Here is a 20,462-nt window from a genome sequence, read left to right on the forward strand (position 1 = left end):
GCGCGGAAACCGCCGGTTGAGACCGCATGGACCCGATACTCGCAGCGGACATCGATGCCGGCGTGGAAGTGGCCGTCGTGGGCTGCACCCACTGGAGCTCAGTCTTCTAGAAGGTCCCCTCTGAAAAACTGCGTCACAGTGATCGTGGGCACCCGGGACGCGCCGGAGGACGGATTCGTGGACGGTTACCACCCACCGGGCGAGCCCGAAACTGACATGATGACGCCACCAGATACTGACATATCCGGTGGCGTTGTGCGCCGTCAGGGTTTCGAACCCCGGACCCGCTGATTAAGAGTCAGCTGCTCTACCAACTGAGCTAACGGCGCGTGTGGTCGACCGAGACCGCGTACGCGACAATAACAAACGTTGCGCCGCAGAGCGAAATCCCGACCTCGCCCCAGGGTAGCCGCGCCCGCCGAGTGATCGCGTCGCGCACTCGGGCTTGCCGCGTCGCACAATGGCCGCTTGCCGGCGAACCATCGCGGTGGGCCGCGACGCCGCTCGCCTTGCCAGGTTGGGTTCGCATGACGAAAATGATTGTGATGCAACGCATTTGCTGGTCATAGCAGGGTGCCGCAGAAGGGCGACCGCTCGGTGCGCAAGGCGGCGTCCAGCTCGCTAAGCGCTCCCCGGCGGACTTCGCCGATGCGGTTCGCGCGGGCAAGCTGGGAAGCCGAATGCGCGCCCATGTAGATGGTGGCCAGGTCGGCCAGGCCGATCTCGATGTCCGGGGCACCGTCATGCGGCGTGCACTTCCCGACGCCGTCACGAATCCGCAGCGCAAAGCGGCCGCCCGCCAGGCCGAGCGGGTCTGTGACGTCCAGCACGATGTCGGCATCGGCGGCGTAGCTGCGCGCGCCGAGCGTTTCGGGGACGTCGTTGATGCGCACCCACAGGAAGTCGCTCACACCCTGGGATTCGGCGGCGCGTTGGTCGACGAGTTTGAGCGGCAGCGGATCGTCAGCCGGCACGGCGATCTCTACGCGATAGAACATCTCCAGCACCAGCAGCGTCTGCAGGAGCTCGCTGTGCGCTTCGTCGGTGATGGGGCAGAAGTCTTCGACGACCACGGTGCCCAGCGGCGGGCGGAACGCGTGTTGTTGGGATCCGACCACCCGGTACGTCAGGAAGCCGTCGGGATGGGTGGTGTAGTGAAGCGCAGATCCGTTGCCGCGCTGGTTCGGTCGATCGTCCAGGTAATCGTCCCACCACGCGTCGTCCCGGGATATCGCGCCATTGGTTGCGGCACACCACCGTTCGTAGATCTCGGGCACGAGCCGCTTCGCTTCGGCGGCGTTGACCTCACGTGCCCGGATCCGGCTCGGCGGGATACGCAACTTCGCGAAGCGGCGATCAATGGAGTAGGTGTGGCTGTAGCTCGACACGCCCGCCCCGAACCCGTCATACATCGCGGTCTGCGTCGGAACGCCGCAGACGATCGGATAGCCGCGGTCCAAGAGTATCCCAAGCCCTTTGGCGCTCAGCTGTGCCCAGAGCCCCTTGCCCTGATGCGTCGACGCGACCGCAATCATCGTCAGCCACGCCACCCGCAAGTTGCCACCGGGCACGGTGAGCCGCGAACGGTAGATGATGGACGTTCCCACCAGATTTGGATGCTCCGGGTCGGAGGCATCCTCGGCGATGAGAATGTCGTCGAGGCTGACGCGGCGTCTCCATGCCTCGAGATCCTCCGGTCCCACCGGATCGCCGAAAGTCCGAGCCTGGTTCTCGAAGACCGCCTGCCAGTCGTTTTCGGTGGGATGCCGAACGTTGGTGCCGTCGTCGGTAGCGTCCTCGCGGTCCATTTCACATCCAATCTGCTTGTAGCCCAGGCGAAACGGCACTGCGCACCCCGAATCGAGTCCTCGACGCGCTGTTAGGTTCGATACCCGAGTCCGAGACGGCCAAACCTCGATCCACGGATCGAAGGCCACGCCCCGCCACCAGGGGTTTGTCTGGGCGATTCCCTATCGTGGGTCAACCGGCACGGTTCCGGGTAGGCGATAGGCCATGTTGGGAAGCAATCGCCAGGATTGAGATCGCCTGCCGCATCATCGCGACGGTCGTGCCGGTCCCTGCCCCGGTGATTTCCGATGGAGGGCACGCCGCCGGAGAACGTCATGGAGAAACCCTTATGGCCCACACGCAAATCGCGGCACTGCTGGCACTGAGCTCCGCGCTCTGCGTGGCGATCGGCGACGTGCTGCAGCAGCGCGCGGCACACTGCATGGCCGACCCGACGGTGGGTCCCGTCGAATTGCTCGCCGGCCTGCTGCGCAACCAACGGTGGTGGTGGGGCACGCTGCTTCTGGTGGCGAGCATCGGATTACAGGCCGCGGCGCTCGGTACGGGCTCGGTGCTCTTGGTGCAGGCGCTGCTGATGTCGTCGGTTTTGTTCGCGCTGCCCGCCAACGCCAGATTTTCGAACCGCACCGTGACCGGCGGCGAATGGGTCTGGGCCGCTGTGCTTACGGCGGCGGTGATCGTGGTCGTCGTCGTCGGCAACCCGCAGGCCGGTCACACGAGCGCGTCGCTGCGAACCTGGGCCGCGGTGGCCGCGGTGCTCGGGCCGCTGCTGGCCGGCTGCGTGATCGTCGGCCGGATGCGGGGCCGCGCCGTGGCCGCGGCGTTGTTCGCCTTCGCGTCCGGGTCGTTGTGGGGTGTTTTCGCGGTGCTCGCCAAAGAGGTCGTCGCCCGCCTCGGCGACGGCGCGGGCGCGCTGACCCGGACCCCGGAGCTTTACGCCTGCGTTCTGATGGCGCTGGGGGGCGTGGTGTGGAGTCAGTCCGCGTTTCGGGCGGGCCCGTTGACCGCGTCGATGCCGACCCTGCAGATGTCGCAGCCGGTGGTGGCGGCGGTGCTCGGCGTCGTGGTCCTCGGCGAGACGCTGAACACGGGCGGCGCGGGGGTGATCGCCCTGGTGGTGGCGGCGTTGGTGATGACGGCTGCGATCGTCAAACTCGCGCGCGTGGAGGCCGTCAGCACCCGCGACAGGATCGAGGCACGGTGCGACGGCCAGGCCGGCGTGCCGGTGTAGCCGGCTCCGCCGCCGGCGCCATCGCCGTCGGGACTGCGCTTGAATGACGAATTCATTGCGGTGCTGACACCGATCGGCCGCCCCGCCTCGCGCGCGCATTCGAGTGTCGGAACGAGCCATTAGAATGCCTTCAGCTACCTCACTGGTCAGCGGTGACCAACTGGAGAATCATATGGAAGGTCACTGGATGGCGCATTTGCTGAGACGAAGATTATGGCTGGTGATCGCGATTGTTGTGATTGCCATGTTCGGCGCCGGATGCAACAGCGACCACGCGGCGGCGCCCGCGACGGCCATCTTCGACAAGGGCACTCCACTGGCCGACCTGCTGGTGCCCAAGGTCACCGCCTCGGTGACCGACGGCGCGGTCGGTGTGACGGTGGACGCGCCGGTGACGGTGACCGTCGCCGACGGCGTGCTCGCCTCGGTCACCATGGTCAACGAGAACGGCAGGTCGATCAGTGGGCTGTTGAGTCCCGACGGCCTGCGTTGGTCGACCACCGAGCAGCTCGGCTACAACAGGCGTTACACGCTGAATGTGAAGGCGACCGGTCTGGGCGGCGCGACCAGCAAGCAGATGGCGTTCGAGACCAGTTCGCCCGCGCACCTCACCATGCCGTACGTCAGCCCGGCCGATGGCGAGGTAGTGGGCATCGGCGAGCCGGTGGCGATCCGCTTCGACGAGAACATCGCGAACCGGGCCGCGGCCCAGAAGGCCGTCAACATCACCACCAACCCCCCGGTGGAGGGTGCGTTCTACTGGCTGAGCAACCGCGAGGTCCGTTGGCGCCCAGAGCATTTCTGGAAGCCGGGAACCACCATCGACGTGGCGGTCAACACCTATGGCGTGGACCTGGGCGACGGCATGTTCGGCGAGGACAACGTCAAGACGCACTTCACCATCGGTGACGAGGTGATCTCGACGGCCGACGACACCACGAAGCAGGTGACCGTGCGGGTCAACGGCGAAGTCGTCAGGACCATGCCAACGTCGATGGGCAAGGACAGCACCCCAACGGCCAACGGCGTCTACATCATTGGAGCGCGGTTCAAACACATCATCATGGATTCTTCGACCTATGGCGTTCCGGTCAACTCGCCCAACGGGTATCGCACCGAAGTCGACTGGGCCACGCAGATGTCCTACAGCGGCGTCTTCGTGCATTCGGCGCCGTGGTCGGTGGGTGCCCAGGGCCACACCAACACCAGTCACGGATGCCTCAACGTGAGTCCCGGCAACGCCCAGTGGTTCTACGATCACAGCAAGAGCGGCGACATCGTCGAGGTGGTGCACACGGTCGGGCCGACGCTGTCGGGGATCGAGGGGCTGGGCGACTGGAACATCCCTTGGGCGCAATGGAAAGCGGGCAACGCCGACACCTGACGGCTCTGCCGGCCGCGGGCCTTCGGCGGTTTGCGCGTTTACTGAACACGCGTCCAAATGAGCGATAGCATCAGCTATCCAGGCGCCAGTTCGCCGCCGCGGTTATCTCACCAGCAGAAGGGTGTGACCGATGAATGCCAAGAAAATCCTGAAAGCTGTCGCACTCGCCATCGTGGCGACCGGCGTGATGCTGGGATCGTCGGGCTGCATAACCATCACGGCGCCCGCCGGAGGCGGCGGCTTTCACGCGATGTAGCTCTCGCGCGACGCGGGGGACATCGTGCGTGTCACTGCGGCGATCCGGGCTCGGCTGATCGCATCGCCTCAGTGATGGCATCCGTGCGGGAAACCTTGTGCGGCAAGGGCGCACGGCCGTCCGGGACATCTATCGGGCTGCTTTCGTGTGGCAGCTCCCGCGGCGGTGGCTTATCGTTCGGAGATGAAGGTGACCAGGGGCCTGCTGATGGCTGCCCTCGCCGCATCGTCGATCGCCGTCGAGGGTGCCGCCACAGTGCTGACCGCACCACCGGCCCGGGCGGGGTGCATCTCGATCGACGCCCAGAACACCTACTGCGACGAACCAGTCGCGCCCGACGGGACCTGGCAGCGGTGCCACCAGAATTCCGGCTACCCCGTCTTCTGGGGCGGCTGGAATTACAGGTGGAAGCCGCCGAGCAACACCTGCTATCGGGTGGACCCCGCCAAGCCGTGGCCGTCGCTGCCGATCGGGCAGCCACAGTTTCACGTCGACGACTGAGGCTCGTCAAGATTTGCGGACGGGATCAGCTGTGCTGCAAACACTTTCGTTGTATCGCCAGCGCGTCATGGACACAGATCGTTGACGGAGTCGTTGACGAAGTCGCTGGCCTGTTGAGGGCTGAGCCCGCCTCTGCCCAGCCTGGCGTCGGAGGTCTGCAGCACGGTTTGCTTCAGCTCTCGCACATCCACGCCCGCCCATACTTGTTGGCAAATCTCCTGGCCCACTTGAACTAACGTCGCGTCACCCCCGTCGACGTCATGGATGCCATCGCCGTGCAGGTCTTTGAGAAAAGAGGCAACGTCAGCATGAGCCGGGCCGGCCCAGACGACCCCGGCGACCACCGCGCCACTTGTCAGCGCCAGGCCCAGAACCCGCCGCCCATAGCGCTTCAGCGCCGCCACAATTCCTTCTCCTTTCCAGCGCGACCGGAGCGGATTGGACGACCAACCCCGGCAACCTCCGCGCCGCGCTCCGCAACCAGGGGCCAAAGCCCTTGGCATGATCGGGGATGGCAGTTTAACCCCGTCCGGCTGTGCAAAACCTTCGAATTTCGTCAGATTCCGCTGCCCGATGCACCGGTTGACGCAGACACGCCCCGTCGCGCCCTTCGCGGGTCGGAACCACTCGGCCGATGGGTTCTGCGGATATGACAGGCTGATGCACAGGATCGCCCTTGATGTATTCGTTCGTCGTGGAGTTGATCCGGCGAGTCGCATTCCAGCTCCTGAGAGACGTGATCGACGGATTCGGAGTCACGCCGGACTCAATTCAGAATCGCGCTATTTTCGATTGGCGGATCTTTTGGAACATCTGTGTTCGGCGTCGCGCCATTGGTAGCCAATTGGGCGCATGCTGGTTTGCGCAATCACTGCACACGCGTCAAAAGGCGCGGTAGCATCAGCCAATCGGGCCAGTAGTTATCTCCACCTATCTCCACCAGCAGGAAGGTGTGAACGATGAGCGCCAAGAAAATCCTGAAAGCCCTCGCACTTGCGATAGTGGCGACCGGAGTGATGTTCGGATCCTCGGGCTGCATAACGATCACAGCGCCCGTCCCCGGCGCAGCCGAGAAATAACCCGCCGGCCTCGACGCCGGGGATATTTGCTTGTTTCTCAGTGCGGTGATTCGGGTCAGTTAACCGCATCGCCTGACTGAGAAATCGCCGGGCGAAAAAGCCGCGCTTACATTCGCCTCGTACACCGTGGTTGGCGGCGAGCCCGCGATATTGCCCGCGATATTGCCATCGCCGCGCGCGCGTAAATAGCAGCGATGGCATCAGCTGGCCGGACGTGTGACCAATGGCGATGTCTGCCATCGTGTCTTCTGCAGTGCTTAAGCCGGGGGCGTCGTCCCGGCAGTAGCCTGACAAGTCCCTACCAAAACGAGAAGGTCAGAGGGGCTGAATGCCACCTCTGACCTGTGGGGTGAGTGACGGGACTCGAACCCGCGACATTCAGGATCACAACCTGACGCTCTACCAACTGAACTACACCCACCACGACCACGCGCCGACCGATGCATGCTGACGGTCCACGAGCGGCGACGTCGATACTAACCGGTCGGCGGCGCGCCGGCCGAATCACTTATCCCCGGTTCGTGTTTTTCGCCGGTCAGGGCGGCAGCCACCGCCTCGATTTCGCTGGTAGACGGCCCCGGCGGCGCGACGAAGGCGGTCTGCCGGTAGAACTGCAACTCGCGGATGGACTCGTGGATGTCGGCCAGCGCACGGTGGGCGAGCCCCTTCGCGGGCTGCCCGAAGTAGATCCGCGGGTACCAGCGCCGGCAGAGTTCTTTGATCGAGCTCACATCGATCATCCGGTAGTGCAGGAACGCGTCCAGGGCGGGCATGTCGCGCACGATGAAGGCGCGGTCGGTGGCGATGGAATTGCCGGCCAGCGGCGCCGTCCGCGGTTGCTTGACGTGTTCGCCGATGTAACCCAGCACCATCGCCTCGGCGGTGGCCAGGTCGACGGTGGATGTCCGCACCTCGTCGGTCAGCCCGGAGCGCGTGTGCATTTCGGTGACCACGTCGCCCATCGCCGCGAGCGCGGCGTCGTCGGCATGGATCACCACGTCGACTCCCTCGCCGAGGATGTTCAAATCGGCGTCGGTCACCAGCGCCGCGATCTCAATCAGCTTGTCCGAACCCAGATCAAGCCCGGTCATCTCGCAGTCGATCCACACCAATTCGTCTCGCACAGCGCTCAGACTAGTTGTGATGGCAAGTGCGCCGGAGCCGGGCGCGGCGGGTCGCCGCCTCGGACCCAGGCCCGGGAGGCGCGCGCGCCCTCGCTCCCGGATGAGCCGGAGAAGTAGGGTGAGCCTTGTCGACCTGCATGCCGAACCATCCGGGAAGAGGGGCACAGCACGATGACCGATTCAGCGGCCGCGACGCGGATCGCCGACGGCTACGCCGTCGACGGCCAGGCACTGGAACTGGGCACGGTCGTCATCGACGGCACGGCCGATCCGGCGGCCCAGATCCGTATACCGCTGGCCACCATCAACAGGCACGGCCTGGTGGCCGGCGCGACGGGAACCGGGAAGACCAAGACGCTGCAACTGATCGCCGAACAGCTCAGCGCGGCGGGTGTGCCCGTGCTGATGGCCGACGTGAAGGGTGACCTGTCCGGGCTGTCCCAACCGGGGGATGGCAACGACAAGACGGCGGCACGCGCCGAGGACACCGGTGACGACTGGAAGGCCTCCGCGTTCCCGGTCGAGTTCTTGTCGTTGGGCACCAACGGAATCGGCGTGCCGATACGAGCGACCGTCGACAGCTTCGGTCCCGTTCTGCTGTCAAAAGTGCTGGGGCTCAATGCCACCCAAGAGTCCACGCTGGGCCTGATCTTCCATTGGGCGAAGGACCAGGGCAGGCGGCTGGTCACCACCGACGACCTGCGCGGCGCCATCGGCTACCTGACCAGCGACGAGGGCAAGGAAGCCCTTAAATCGCTGGGCGGCGTGTCGGCGACGACGGCCGGCGTCATCCTGCGGGCGCTGGTGAACCTCGACGCCGAGGGCGGCGACACGTTCTTTGGCGAGCCCAAGCTCGACCCGAACGATCTGCTGCGCAACGACGGTCAGGGCCAGGGCATCATCTCGCTGCTGGAGTTCACCGGTCAGTCCGTGCGGCCGGTCATCTTCTCCACGTTCCTGATGTGGCTGCTCGCCGACCTGTACACGCAACTGCCCGAGGTCGGCGACATCGACAAACCCAAGCTGGTGTTCTTCTTCGACGAGGCGCACCTGCTGTTCGCCGACGCCTCGAAGGCCTTCCTCGAGCAGGTCGAGCAGACCGTCAAGCTGATCCGCTCCAAGGGGGTCGGGGTGTTCTTCTGCACCCAGCTGCCGACGGACATCCCCAACGACATCCTGTCTCAGCTCGGCGCGCGAATTCAGCACGCGTTGCGGGCGTTTACCCCCGACGACCAGAAGGCCCTGAGCAGGACCGTCCGCACCTACCCGAAAACTGATGTCTACGACCTGGAGTCGGCGCTGACGTCGCTGGGGATCGGCGAGGCGGTGGTCACCGTGTTGTCCGAGAAGGGTGCGCCGACACCGGTCGCGTGGACCCGGATGCGGGTACCGCGCTCGCTGATGGCGTCGATCGGCGAGGACAAAATCAAGGACGCGGCGAAAAACTCAACGCTGCAGACGAAATACGGGCAGACGGTTCCCCAACCCGCGCAGCCCCAACCCGGCGCGCAAGGCCAACCCGGGGCGCCGCAGGCCCGGCCCGACTACCTGCCGGTCCCGCCGAATGAGTCGGTTCCACCGATGCCGGAACCGGCGGAGCCGAAGGGCCCGGCGGTGTGGGAGGAAGTGCTGAACAATTCGGCGGTGAAGAGCGGCATCAACACGGTGTTACGCGAGGTCGTGAAGAACATGTTCGGCGGCCGGGGCCGCCGGAGGTAAGGCCTATCCGCCGCCGAGCCTCTTGTAGAACGCGCCCACGATGGGCGCCACGATGGAGCGCGGACCGTACCCGCTGGCCACCGACATGGCCTTCGACGTCAAACCCGGAACGACGCGCATCTTGTTGCGTGCCAACGCATCCAGCGATACCCGCGCGGTGTGCTCGGTCGAGATCCACAGGAAGTCCGGCACCAGCCGCTCCACGAGCGAGGCCTCGGCGTCGTCGGGCAAATCGGTCCGTACCGGGCCCGGCGCCAGCAGCGTCACGTGGACGCCCGACCCGCGCAGCTCGCCGCGCAGCGATTCGCTGAAGGTGTTGGCGAACGCCTTGGTGGCCGCGTAGGTGGCGTTGTATGGGATCGGCGAATTGCCCGCCGCCGAACCGGAAATCAAGATGCCGCCCGCGCCGCGCTCGACCATTCCCGGCAGTACCGCCAACGTAAGGTCGTGCACCCCAAGGACATTGAGCTGCAGCTGGGCTTTTTCGCCGGCCGGATCGAGCGTGGCGACCGGACCGAAGGTCGCGGTGCCCGCGTTGGCGCACAGGATCGAGATGGGGCGGGCGGCCAGCTCGTCGCACAACTTCGCGCGTTCGCCCGGGTCGGCCAGGTCGGCGGGGCGCACGTCGACGGTGACGCCGTACCTGTCGGTCAGGCGCGCGGCCAGGCCCTTGAGCAGGTCTTCGCGGCGGGCGGTGACGATCAGGTGGTGTCCGCGCGCGGCGAGTTCGGTGGCGAGCGCCTCACCGATGTTCTGCGACGCCCCGGTGACAACGGCGCGCGCCTCGGGGCTGGGTGCGGGTAGCGGCATGGGCCAATCGTAGACAGCGGGCCAAGCGCGGCACGCAGCCGATCGCGGGCGCCTAATAGAGTGCCGGGAATGAGCCGGCCGGAGTCGCGTTCCGCCGCCCCCGCGCGATCGCGGGTGGTGGCTTGGGCGCTGTGGGACTGCGGCTCGACGGGTCTGAACGCGATCGTGGCGACGTTCGTCTTCTCCGTCTACCTGACCAGCAGCGTCGGGGTGGGTATCGGGGGCGCCACCACGCCGGCCAGCTGGCTGGGCCGTGCGGCGGCCATCGCCGGACTGACCGTCGCCGTGCTCGCACCCGCCGTCGGCGTCTGGGTGGAGTCTCCGCATCGCAGACGGGTGGCGCTGAGCGTGCTGACGGCCGCGGCGGTGACGTTGACCTGCTCGATGTACTTCATCCACGACCGCCCCGGCTACCTGTGGGCGGGTCTGGTGCTCCTCGGGGCGACGGCGGCCTGCGGCGACTTGGCCAGCGTGCCGTACAACGCGATGCTGCGTCAGCTCTCGACACCGCAGACCGCGGGGCGAATATCCGGGTTCGGCTGGGCCGCCGGATATGTCGGGAGCGTTCTGCTCCTGCTGGTGGTCTACACCGGGTTCATCTCCGGATCCGGCACCGGGCCCGACGCGACACGTGGCCTGCTGCGAGTTCCCTTGCGGGACGGGCTTTATGTCCGCGAGGCGATGGTGGTGGCCGCGATTTGGCTCGCGGTGCTGGCGCTGCCGTTGCTGTTCGTCGCGCACCGGCTGACCGAATCGGGGGAGTCGCACGGCCCGACGAGCATGCTGGGCGGCTACCGCAAGCTGTGGACCGAGATCACCGCGGAATGGCGGCGCGACCGCAATCTGGTCTACTTCCTGATCGCCAGTGCGCTCTTCCGGGACGGGCTGGCGGCGATCTTCGGGTTCGGCGCGGTGCTCGGCGTCAACGTGTATGGCATCTCGCAGGCCAACGTGCTGATCTTCGGGGTGGCCGCCAGCGTGATCGCTGCGGTGGGCGCCGTGCTGGGCGGGTTCGTCGACCACCGCGTCGGATCGAAGCCCGTCATCGTGGCGTCGCTGTTCGCGATCATCGTGCTGGGGCTGACGTTGATGGCGCTGTCCGGGCCGGTGGCCTTCTGGGTCTGCGGGCTGCTGCTGTGCTTGTTCATCGGGCCGTCGCAGTCGTCGTCGCGCGCCTTGCTGCTGCAGATGGCCAAGCACGGCGGCGAAGGGGTCGCGTTCGGTCTCTACACCATGACCGGGCGGGCGGTGGCGTTCGTGGCGCCGTGGCTGTTCTCGGTGTTCGTCGACGCCTTCGGCGCCGTGCGGGCCGGCCTGGGCGGAATTTCGGTGGTGCTGATCGTCGGGCTGGTGGCGATGCTGGCCGTCCGGGTTCCGCTGCGCACCGCGCTGGTGGCCGACCCCGCCGACCCGTCCTAGCGGTTCAGCCGCGCGCGTCGCAAATCGTCAGACCACCACCGAGGCGCTTGCTCATCAGCACCCCGTCGATAGTGAGCGTGCAGGTGACGTCGTGGCCGATGTTGACGATCGTGACGTTGGCCGGATGGGCAGCCGACTTCGACAGGCTCACCTCCTTGCTCCACGGCAGCGCGACGTTGAACTCGGTCTGAATGAGGCCGCCGGTATCGATGTACATGATGCTGATCGCGCGACCCTCACCCGTGACGGTGTAGACGACGTCTTGCATCGCCGCCGGCGCGGTCGTCTCGGACGGCGGCTCGGGCACGCTGGTCGGCGGTATCGGCGCCGGAATGAGCGACGGTAACCTGTGCGTCGACGTCGTCGGGGCCTCCGTGCTGGGCTCCGGCATGGCCGGCAGCGGCGGGACTGCGGTCTGGGTCTTGATCGCGTCGTTCGCCAGGGCCAGCGCAATCACCAACGCGACCACCAGCAGCACGGCGGCGCCGGCGCCGATCCACAACCATCGCGGCGACTTCGGGCCGCCGGGCGGCGGCGCGGCGGTGCCCGGCGGCAGCTCGCCCGGCGGGGGAAGGTCGTGCTGCCAGTACGCCGGCAGCGGCTTGGTGGTGTTCGCCTCATTCGGGGCGGGTGCCCACGGCGAAATCGGGCCGCCATAGCTTTGTGTGTAGTAGGGCGTCTGGTCGGCGTACGCGGGATCGGCGGAGGGCGAGTACCTCGGCTGCTGCGACCCCGGCTGCGATGTGGGAAACCGCTCGGTGGGACGTGAATCGTTCATGTCCACCTCATGGCTTGCAGGGTACCTGGACTCGGCGCTGACGGCCTGAGTCAGCTTACGGCCTGAAGGTCAGGGGCATTGATTTCCGGCCGCGAGTGCGGCCACCGTCATCGCCCGCATGACGGTGCGCGACCGCGCCGCGCGCGCGGACCTGCCGCGCACGGTGTCGGGGGACTTCATGCTGTGCGGTGTCGAATTGAGCAGGCCGAACACGGCGTGCGCGGTCAGCCGGGCGTCGGCCTCGGCCAGCTCGGGGTTGAGCTCCCGCAGCGCCGCCACCCAGACCTCGACGTATTGACGCTGGGACTTGCGCACCTGCCTTGCCGCGGCCTCGGGCAAATACGCGAGATCGCGATCCTGGATGCGGATGAGGTCGGGCTCGTTGAAGACGAAGTCCAGATGGAAGTCGATCAGCCCGTCGAGTGCGACGGCCGCATCGGTGCCGTCGGCCTGCACCTGCCGGGCACCGGCGAGCAACCGGGTGCTGATGCCCACCAGCAACTCGACCAGCAGCGACTCCTTGTTCGGGAAATGGCGGTAGATGGCCGGGCCGCTCACCCCGGCGGACGCGCCGATGTCTTCCAGCCGCACCGCGAGGAATCCGCGTTCGGCAAACAGTCGCTCGGCGGCGGCCAGCAGTTGCAGCCGGCGGTCGGACTTCAATTGGCTCCGGCGATTTGGGGTGTCGGCGGGACCGGCCTGGCCCTCGGAGGCGGACGCTGTCATGACGAACCCCCGTCTGGTCAATTGGCCCTAACGTAGCACGGGTTATTCGCGATTAACTCGCCAATGTAGCGGGGTGCGGTGCTCCCTGGACCGGCAACGGTGGCAATGGTATTCTCACCCCCTGAGTTAATCAGCATTAACTCAAAACCGCCCCGACCGCACGACGGCAAGGAGGCTGCTGCGGCGATGGACAACGTGGTGAGCTGGCCCGCCAAGGCCGAGGCGTCTTTCTCCGACGAACACCGCCGGCTGGTCGGCGAGTTGAATGCCAAGCTGGCGGCTGCCGCCCTGGGCGGCAACCAGCGCGCACGCGAACGTCACGTCAGCCGCGGCAAGTTGTTGCCCCGCGAACGGGTGGACCGCCTCCTCGACCCGGGCAGCCCGTTTTTGGAGCTCGCACCGCTGGCCGCCGACGGCATGTACGGCGACGAGTCGCCGGGAGCGGGCATCATCACCGGCGTCGGCCGCGTGTCGGACCGCGAGTGCGTGATCGTCGCCAACGACGCGACGGTCAAGGGCGGCACCTACTACCCGATGACGGTGAAAAAGCACCTGCGCGCCCAAGAGGTGGCCCTGCAGAATCGGCTGCCGTGCATCTACCTGGTGGACTCCGGGGGGGCCTTTTTACCGCGGCAGGACGAGGTCTTCCCCGATCGCGAGCATTTCGGCCGCATCTTCTACAACCAAGCGACCATGAGCGCCCGGAAGATCCCGCAGGTCGCGGCGGTGCTGGGCTCGTGCACGGCCGGCGGCGCCTACGTGCCGGCGATGAGCGATGAGGCCGTCATCGTCCGCGAGCAGGGCACGATCTTCCTGGGCGGTCCGCCCCTGGTCAAGGCTGCGACCGGCGAGATCGTGACGGCCGAGGACCTCGGCGGCGGCGACCTGCATTCCCGGGTCTCCGGCGTCACCGACCACCTCGCCGACGACGACGAGCACGCCCTGCGGATCGTGCGCGCGATCGCGGCCACGTTCGGCCCGCGCCAGCCCAGTCCGTGGGACGTGCGGCCCCCGGTGGCGCCCACCTGCAAACAGACCGAGCTCTACGACGTGGTGCCGCCCGATCCGCGGGTGCCCTACGACGTGCGCGAGGTGGTCGTGCGGCTGGTCGACGGCGGCGAATTCAGCGAATTCAAGGCCAACTACGGCAAGACGCTGGTGACCGCTTTCGCCCACATCCATGGCCACCCGGTGGGCATCGTGGCCAACAATGGCGTGCTGTTCAGCGAATCCGCGTTGAAGGGTGCGCATTTCATCGAGCTGTGCGACAAACGCAAAATCCCGCTGCTGTTTCTGCAGAACATCGCCGGCTTCATGGTCGGCCGCGACTACGAGGCCGGCGGCATCGCCAAGCATGGCGCCAAGATGGTCACCGCCGTGGCCTGCGCCCGGGTGCCGAAGCTGACCGTCGTGATCGGGGGATCCTATGGGGCGGGCAATTATTCGATGTGCGGCCGGGCCTATTCGCCACGCTTCCTGTGGATGTGGCCGAACGCCCGGATCTCGGTGATGGGCGGCGAACAGGCCGCATCGGTGCTGGCGACCGTGCGCGGTGAGCAACTCGCCGGTGCCGGCAAACCGTGGTCGGCCGACGAGGAAGAGGCGTTCAAGGCGCCCATTCGCGAGCAGTACGAAAGCCAGGGCAACCCCTATTACTCCACGGCTCGGCTGTGGGATGATGGGATCATCGACCCCGCCGACACCAGAACCTTTGTTGGGCTTGCTCTTTCGGTGTGCGCACAAGCACCGTTGGAGCCGGTCTCCTACGGCGTCTTCCGGATGTGAGTGCAGTGTTCGAAACCGTCCTAGTGGCCAACCGTGGCGAGATCGCGGTACGGGTGATCCGCACGCTGCGCCGGCTGGGCATCCGTTCGGTCGCCGTCTACAGCGATCCCGACGCCGGCGCACGGCACGTGCTCGAAGCCGACGAAGCGGTGCGGCTGGGACCCGCCGCGGCCCGCGAGAGTTATCTGAATATCGACAAGGTCGTCGAGGCGGCGACGCGCACCGGGTCCCAGGCGATCCACCCGGGGTACGGATTCCTTTCCGAGAACGCCGATTTCGCCGCCGCCTGCGAGCGGGCCGGGCTGGTGTTCTTGGGGCCGCCGGCGCGGGCGATCCAGGTGATGGGCGACAAGATCACCGCAAAGAACGCGGTCGCCGCGTTCGACGTCCCGGTGGTTCCCGGTGTGGCCAAGCCCGGCCTGAGCGACGACGAACTTGTCGCGGCCGCGGACGACGTCGGGTACCCGGTGCTGATCAAACCGTCGGCGGGCGGCGGCGGCAAGGGCATGCGGTTGGTGGACGAGCCGGGCAGGCTGCGCGAGGCGCTGGTGGGGGCGCGGCGCGAGGCCGCGTCGTCGTTCGGCGACGACACCCTGTTCCTGGAACGATTCGTGTTGCGGCCCAGGCACATCGAGGTGCAGGTGCTCGCGGACACGCACGGCAACGTCGTGCACCTCGGTGAGCGTGAGTGCAGCCTGCAGCGCCGCCATCAGAAGGTCATCGAGGAGGCGCCCTCGCCGTTGCTCGACGAGGCGACGCGGGCCCGCATCGGGGCGGCCGCCTGCAACACCGCACGCAGCGTCGACTATGTCGGCGCGGGCACGGTCGAGTTCATCGTCTCCGCGGCCCGGCCCGACGAGTTCTTCTTCATGGAGATGAATACCCGCCTGCAGGTTGAGCATCCGGTGACCGAGGCGATCACCGGGCTGGACCTGGTCGAGTGGCAGCTGCGGGTGGCCGCAGGCGAGAAGCTGGCCCTGGCTCAGGACGACATCGAATTGCGCGGGCACGCGATCGAGGCCCGGGTGTATGCCGAGGATCCGGCGCGCGGCTTCCTGCCCACCGGCGGGCGGGTGCTGCAGGTTTCTGAACCGTCGGGGGAGGGCGTGCGGGTCGACTCGTCGCTGCTGGCCGGCACGCTGGTCGGCAGCGACTACGACCCGATGCTGAGCAAGGTGATCGCCCACGGAGCCGACCGCGCCGAGGCGCTGGCGAAGCTGGACCGGGCGTTGAGCCGAACCGCGATCCTGGGTGTGCAGACCAACATCGAATTCCTGCGGTTCCTGCTCGCCGACGAGCGGGTGCGGGCGGGCGACTTGGACACCGCGCTGCTGGACGAGCGGTTGGCGGCCTTCGCGCCGCTGCCGGCGCCCGACGACGTGCTCGCGGCGGCCGGGCTCTACCGGCAATCGGCCCTGACGTTGCGGGCCCGCCGCTTTCCGGGCAATCCCTGGGCGGCGCCGACGGGCTGGCGGGTCGGCGGTAACCCGGCGCCGGTTCGCACCGACATGCGCACCGCGCTGCGCAGCGAGACGGTCTCGGTGCGGGGATTGCCCGATGCCGCCACGGTGCAGCTCGGTGACGGCGAAACCCATTCCGCCGCAGCTCAAGTCGAGCCGACGCGGATGAGCGTGACGCTGGACGGTGTACGTCGGGACTACCACTGGGCCGAAGCCGACCGGCACCTGTGGATCGCCGACGAGCGAGGAACCTGGCACCTGCGTGAAGCCGAGGAAAACACCATTCATCGCGCCGCCGGCGCCGCACGGGCCGAGATCGTCAGCCCGATGCCCGGCAGCGTGATCGCCGTTCAGGCATCCTCGGGCACCGCCGTTTCCGAGGGCGACGTGGTGGTCGTCGTCGAGGCGATGAAAATGGAACATTCGCTTGCCGCAACGATTTCCGGCCGGGTGGAGGTACTGGTCTCCGTCGGTGATCAGGTGACGGTGGACCAGGTGCTGGCCCGACTGGCACCCGAAGAGTCCGGTGCGGCAGCCGATTCGAGTGAGGACGCGTCATGACCACATCCATCACCGCGGGAACATTACCCAAGGAATACCAGGACCTGCGCGACACGGTCGCCGAGTTCGCGCGCACCGTGGTCGCCCCGGTGTCGGCCAAACACGATGAGGAACACAGCTTCCCGTACGAGGTCGTCGCCAAGATGGGGGAGATGGGCCTGTTCGGCCTGCCCTTCCCCGAGGAGTACGGCGGCATGGGCGGTGACTACTTCGCCCTGTCGCTGGCGCTCGAGGAACTCGGCAAGGTCGACCAGTCGGTGGCGATCACCCTGGAGGCCGGCGCCAGCCTCGGCGCCATGCCCATCTACCGGTTCGGCACCGAAGAGCAGAAGCGGAAGTGGCTGCCGGACTTGACCGCCGGCCGCGCGCTGGCCGGCTTCGGGCTCACCGAAGCCGGGGCCGGCTCGGACGCCGGGGGAACCCGGACCACGGCCCGGCTCGACAACGGCGACTGGGTGATCAACGGCGGCAAGCAATTCATCACCAACTCCGGCACCGACATCACCTCGCTGGTCACCGTCACCGCCGTCACCGGAACCGCCGCGAACGGCAAGAAAAAGATCTCGTCGATCATCGTGCCGAGCGGCACACCCGGATTCACGGTCGAACCCGTGTACAGCAAGGTCGGCTGGAATGCCTCGGACACGCACCCGTTGAGCTTCGACGATGTCCGCGTCCCGGAGGAGAACCTGTTGGGTGCGAGGGGCACCGGCTACGCGGGTTTCCTGTCGATCCTGGACGAGGGTCGCATCGCGATCGCCGCGCTGGCGACCGGGGCGGCGCAGGGCTGCGTCGACGAAAGCGTCAAATACGCCAAGGAACGCCAGGCGTTCGGCCAGCCGATCGGTGCCTACCAAGCGATCAGCTTCAAGATCGCGCGGATGGAGGCGCGGGCCCACGTCGCGCGCACCGCCTACTACGACGCGGCGGCAAAGATGTTGGCAGGCAAGCCCTTCAAGAAGGAGGCGGCAATCGCGAAGATGACCGCCTCGGAAGCGGCGATGGACAACGCGCGCGACGCAACCCAGATCCACGGCGGCTACGGCTTCATGAACGAATATCCGGTGGCGCGGCACTACCGCGACAGCAAGATCCTCGAGATCGGCGAAGGGACTACCGAAGTGCAGTTGATGCTCATCGCGCGATCGCTGGGCGTGTCATGAGCGCACCCCACCGGGAGGGCAAGTCGATTGTCCAGCGCGGCTTGTGGTTTGAGGAATTCGAGATCGACACCACCTACCGGCACCGGCCCGGCCGCACCGTCACCGAGGCCGACAACGTCTTGTTCACCACGCTCACCATGAACACCCAGTCGCTGCACCTCGACGCCGCCTGGGCCGCCGAGCAGCCAGGGTTTCGGGGTGAGCGACTGGTGAACTCGATGTTCACCCTCTCCACACTGGTCGGGCTGTCGGTGTCGCAGCTGACGCTCGGCACCATCGTTGCCAACCTGGGCTTCTCCGAGGTGTCCTTCCCCAAGCCCGTCTTCCACGGCGACACCCTGTACGCGGAGACGGTGTGCACGGGCAAGCGTGAATCGAAGAGCCGGCCCGGCGAAGGCATCGTCACCCTCGAGCACACCGGACGTAACCAGCACGGCGACGTCGTCGCGCGCGCGGTGCGCACCACGCTGGTGCAGAAGCGTCCCGGCAACGAGGAGGACAGGTGAATCTGCACGCCGCCGGTCCCGGATGGCTGTTCTGCCCCGCCGACCGCCCCGAGCGTTTCGCCAAGGCCGCCGCTGCCGCCGATGTGGTGATCCTCGACCTCGAGGACGGCGTAGCCGAGGCGGACAAGCCCGCGGCGCGCAAGGCGCTGCAGGAGACTCCGCTGGACCCCGAGCGCACCGTGGTGCGGGTCAACGCGGCGGACACCGCGCAATATCCCCTCGATCTCGAAGCCCTGGCCGGCACGGCATACACGACGGTGATGCTGTCCAAGACCGAATCGGCCGCGCAGGTGACGGCGCTGGCGCCACGGGAGGTGATCGCACTGCTGGAGACGCCGCGCGGTGCGGTGTTCGCCACGGAGATCGCGGCGGCACCGGGCACCGTGGCGGTGATGTGGGGCGCCGAGGACCTGGTCGCCACGCTCGGAGGCAGCTCAAGCCGCAAGGCCGACGGCAGCTACCGCGACGTCGCCCATCATGTGCGGTCGACGGCCCTGCTCACCGCGTCCACCTTCGGTCGCGTCGCGCTCGACGCGGTGCACCTGGACATCCGGGACCTCGACGGCCTGCGGGAGGAGGCCGAGGACGCCGTCGCGCTGGGCTTCGGCGGAACGGTGTGCATCCACCCCAGCCAGATCCCGGTGGTGCGCGAGGCGTATCGCCCCAGCGAGGAGCGACTGGACTGGGCGCGACGGGTGCTGACGGCGGCGCGATCCGAGCGCGGAGTCTTCGCGTTCGAGGGGCAGATGGTCGACTCGCCGGTGCTCAAGCACGCGCACATGACGTTGCGCAGGGCGGGTGTGAGCGCCCCCGAGTGAGGGCCGTCCGTCCACCCGGACGACGTCGCGGTGCCGATGCGCGACACGCTGCGCCGTCTTCGCAATCAGCCCGGTCTCTTCTTCTTTGAGCGCATAATGGTGAGTACGTCAGTGTCGCGGCGAGCGAAGTCTTTCGTGTAACTGACGAACGTTCTCCGCTCGCGCAGGCCCCGGCCGTGTGTCGGGACCGGCTGTGGCCCAAGGGTCGCCGCGCGGCACCGGGCGGGAGAGGCGGTGTGCGCAGGTGTCTTCGATGCCGATGACTGTCGATCTCGAGCCGGTGCGACTCGTCGCGCCGGATGGGTCCCCGACGCCCGAAAACCGCTACGGCCGTGAGCTTCCCGACGAGACACTCTGCTGGCTCTACGAGATGATGGTGGTCACCCGCGAGGTCGACGGCGAGTTCGTCAACCTCAAGCGACAGGGAGAGCTCGGGCTGTTCGCTTCCTGCCGCGGTCAGGAAGCCGCGCAGGTTGGTGCCACGGCGTGCCTGCGCAAGACCGACTGGCTATTTCCCCAATACCGGGAGCTCGGAGCATTTTTTGTGCGCGGCATCCCGCCCGGACACGTGGGGGCCGCCTGGCGCGGAACCTGGCACGGCGGAATGGATTTCACCAAGAAGTGCTGCGCCCCGCTGGCGATTCCGATCGGCACTCAGACCCTGCACGCCGTAGGGGCGGCGATGGCCGCTCAACGCCTGGGTGAGGATTCGGTGACGGTGGCATTCCTGGGCGACGGCGCCACCAGTGTGGGAGACGTGCACGAGGCACTCAACTTCGCCGCCGTGTTCACCACGCCCTGCGTGTTCTTCGTGCAGAACAACCACTGGGCGATCTCGATGCCGGTATCCAGACAGACCGCCGCGCCGTCGCTGGCGCACAAGGCGATTGGTTACGGCATGCCCGGGATCCGGGTGGACGGCAACGACGTGCTGGCCTGCTATGCGGTGACCGCCGAGGCCGCCGCCCGGGCCCGCGCCGGTGCCGGTCCGACATTGATCGAGGCGGTCACCTACCGGTTGGGTCCGCACACCACGTCCGATGATCCGAGTCGATACCGGACGCAGGAGGAAGTCGACCGCTGGGCGGCGCTGGATCCGATCGCGCGGTACCGCAGCTATTTGCAGCGCAAGGGCCTGTGGTCGGAACGGTTGCAGGGGCGGGTTGCTTGCCGCGCGAAGCGGATGCGCGCCGAACTGCGCGACGCGGTCTTTGACGCGCCCGATTTCGACGTCGACGAGGTGTTCACGTCGGTGTACGCCGACATCACCCCGGAACTCCAGGCGCAGCGGCGCCTGCTGCGGGCCGAACTCGACCGAATCGATTGAGGGGCG

The 20,462-nt window shown here is 67.2% G+C and carries 19 protein-coding genes and 2 tRNA genes; 12 read left to right on the forward strand and 9 right to left on the reverse strand.

The window, feature by feature from the left end; all coding sequences use genetic code 11:
* Window positions 1-256 precede the first annotated feature (256 nt).
* A tRNA-Lys gene (locus tag OQ789_RS19970) sits at window positions 257-329 on the reverse strand.
* Window positions 330-563: 234 nt separating this feature from the next.
* The gene (locus tag OQ789_RS19975) at window positions 564-1,808 is read right to left on the reverse strand and encodes a GNAT family N-acetyltransferase (protein ID WP_324687851.1); all 1,245 of its coding nucleotides are present in this window, start codon (window positions 1,806-1,808) and stop codon (window positions 564-566) included.
* A gap of 329 nt (window positions 1,809-2,137) precedes the next feature.
* Between OQ789_RS19975 and OQ789_RS19980 the strand changes: the two genes are divergently transcribed.
* From OQ789_RS19980 to OQ789_RS19995, 4 genes are all read left to right on the forward strand, one after another.
* Window positions 2,138-3,040: a DMT family transporter gene (locus tag OQ789_RS19980; protein ID WP_324687852.1), complete on the forward strand. Its 903-nt coding sequence runs from the start codon at window positions 2,138-2,140 to the stop codon at window positions 3,038-3,040.
* Between the two features lie 187 nt (window positions 3,041-3,227).
* Window positions 3,228-4,424 carry a L,D-transpeptidase gene (locus OQ789_RS19985; RefSeq protein WP_420716157.1) on the forward strand — a complete coding sequence of 399 codons (1,197 nt, stop codon included), beginning with the start codon at window positions 3,228-3,230 and terminating at the stop codon, window positions 4,422-4,424.
* A gap of 130 nt (window positions 4,425-4,554) precedes the next feature.
* Window positions 4,555-4,680, forward strand: coding sequence for a hypothetical protein (locus OQ789_RS19990; RefSeq protein WP_324687853.1), 126 nt, complete (start codon window positions 4,555-4,557; stop codon window positions 4,678-4,680).
* A 183-nt stretch (window positions 4,681-4,863) separates the two neighbouring features.
* On the forward strand, window positions 4,864-5,181 hold the full coding sequence (locus OQ789_RS19995) for a CDGP domain-containing protein (protein WP_324687854.1): 318 nt from the start codon (window positions 4,864-4,866) through the stop codon (window positions 5,179-5,181).
* A 65-nt stretch (window positions 5,182-5,246) separates the two neighbouring features.
* On the opposite strand, the gene OQ789_RS20000 is transcribed toward OQ789_RS19995, so the two are convergent.
* From OQ789_RS20000 to orn, 4 genes are all read right to left on the reverse strand, one after another.
* Window positions 5,247-5,585 (reverse strand): DUF732 domain-containing protein, encoded by a 339-nt coding sequence (locus OQ789_RS20000; RefSeq protein ID WP_324687855.1) that lies wholly within the window; start codon window positions 5,583-5,585, stop codon window positions 5,247-5,249.
* Window positions 5,586-6,101: 516 nt separating this feature from the next.
* On the reverse strand, window positions 6,102-6,500 hold the full coding sequence (locus OQ789_RS20005) for a hypothetical protein (RefSeq protein ID WP_324687857.1): 399 nt from the start codon (window positions 6,498-6,500) through the stop codon (window positions 6,102-6,104).
* Window positions 6,501-6,605: 105 nt separating this feature from the next.
* Window positions 6,606-6,681 (reverse strand) — tRNA-His (locus tag OQ789_RS20010).
* Window positions 6,682-6,736: 55 nt separating this feature from the next.
* On the reverse strand, window positions 6,737-7,384 hold the full coding sequence (orn, locus tag OQ789_RS20015) for an oligoribonuclease (protein WP_324687859.1): 648 nt from the start codon (window positions 7,382-7,384) through the stop codon (window positions 6,737-6,739).
* A gap of 171 nt (window positions 7,385-7,555) precedes the next feature.
* On the opposite strand from orn, the gene OQ789_RS20020 reads away from it, so the two are divergent.
* On the forward strand, window positions 7,556-9,103 hold the full coding sequence (locus OQ789_RS20020) for a helicase HerA-like domain-containing protein (RefSeq protein WP_324687860.1): 1,548 nt from the start codon (window positions 7,556-7,558) through the stop codon (window positions 9,101-9,103).
* Window positions 9,104-9,106: 3 nt separating this feature from the next.
* On the opposite strand, the gene cmrA is transcribed toward OQ789_RS20020, so the two are convergent.
* Window positions 9,107-9,913: a mycolate reductase gene (gene cmrA, locus OQ789_RS20025; RefSeq protein WP_324687861.1), complete on the reverse strand. Its 807-nt coding sequence runs from the start codon at window positions 9,911-9,913 to the stop codon at window positions 9,107-9,109.
* 69 nt (window positions 9,914-9,982) lie between these two features.
* Between cmrA and OQ789_RS20030 the strand changes: the two genes are divergently transcribed.
* Window positions 9,983-11,332: an MFS transporter gene (locus OQ789_RS20030; RefSeq protein ID WP_324687862.1), complete on the forward strand. Its 1,350-nt coding sequence runs from the start codon at window positions 9,983-9,985 to the stop codon at window positions 11,330-11,332.
* A gap of 4 nt (window positions 11,333-11,336) precedes the next feature.
* Here the strand turns inward: OQ789_RS20030 and OQ789_RS20035 are convergent, their stop codons facing one another.
* Complete coding sequence (locus tag OQ789_RS20035; RefSeq protein ID WP_324687863.1) at window positions 11,337-12,116, reverse strand: MmpS family transport accessory protein; 780 nt, start codon at window positions 12,114-12,116, stop codon at window positions 11,337-11,339.
* Between the two features lie 63 nt (window positions 12,117-12,179).
* Window positions 12,180-12,836, reverse strand: a complete 657-nt coding sequence (locus tag OQ789_RS20040) for a TetR/AcrR family transcriptional regulator (protein WP_324687864.1) — start codon at window positions 12,834-12,836, stop codon at window positions 12,180-12,182.
* A 186-nt stretch (window positions 12,837-13,022) separates the two neighbouring features.
* On the opposite strand from OQ789_RS20040, the gene OQ789_RS20045 reads away from it, so the two are divergent.
* The 6 genes from OQ789_RS20045 to pdhA all read left to right on the forward strand — a co-directional run bounded on the left by OQ789_RS20045 (window position 13,023) and on the right by pdhA (window position 20,456).
* Window positions 13,023-14,621: a carboxyl transferase domain-containing protein gene (locus tag OQ789_RS20045; protein ID WP_420716158.1), complete on the forward strand. Its 1,599-nt coding sequence runs from the start codon at window positions 13,023-13,025 to the stop codon at window positions 14,619-14,621.
* 5 nt (window positions 14,622-14,626) lie between these two features.
* Entirely contained in the window at window positions 14,627-16,642 is a 2,016-nt protein-coding gene (locus OQ789_RS20050; protein ID WP_324687865.1) for an acetyl/propionyl/methylcrotonyl-CoA carboxylase subunit alpha, read from the forward strand.
* On the forward strand, window positions 16,639-17,805 hold the full coding sequence (locus OQ789_RS20055; RefSeq protein WP_324687866.1) for an acyl-CoA dehydrogenase family protein: 1,167 nt from the start codon (window positions 16,639-16,641) through the stop codon (window positions 17,803-17,805). Before OQ789_RS20050 ends, OQ789_RS20055 begins: the two co-directional genes overlap by 4 nt.
* Window positions 17,802-18,311, forward strand: coding sequence for a MaoC family dehydratase (locus OQ789_RS20060; RefSeq protein ID WP_324687868.1), 510 nt, complete (start codon window positions 17,802-17,804; stop codon window positions 18,309-18,311). The genes OQ789_RS20055 and OQ789_RS20060 overlap by 4 nt, the downstream gene beginning before the upstream one ends.
* On the forward strand, window positions 18,308-19,129 hold the full coding sequence (locus OQ789_RS20065; RefSeq protein WP_324687870.1) for a CoA ester lyase: 822 nt from the start codon (window positions 18,308-18,310) through the stop codon (window positions 19,127-19,129). Before OQ789_RS20060 ends, OQ789_RS20065 begins: the two co-directional genes overlap by 4 nt.
* Window positions 19,130-19,382: 253 nt before the next feature.
* Window positions 19,383-20,456 carry a pyruvate dehydrogenase (acetyl-transferring) E1 component subunit alpha gene (gene pdhA / locus OQ789_RS20070; protein WP_324687872.1) on the forward strand — a complete coding sequence of 358 codons (1,074 nt, stop codon included), beginning with the start codon at window positions 19,383-19,385 and terminating at the stop codon, window positions 20,454-20,456.
* The last annotated feature ends 6 nt before the right edge of the window (window positions 20,457-20,462 follow it).

Origin of the sequence: Mycobacterium sp. 94-17 (genome assembly GCF_035617725.1) — a bacterium.
GTDB lineage: Bacteria > Actinomycetota > Actinomycetes > Mycobacteriales > Mycobacteriaceae > Mycobacterium.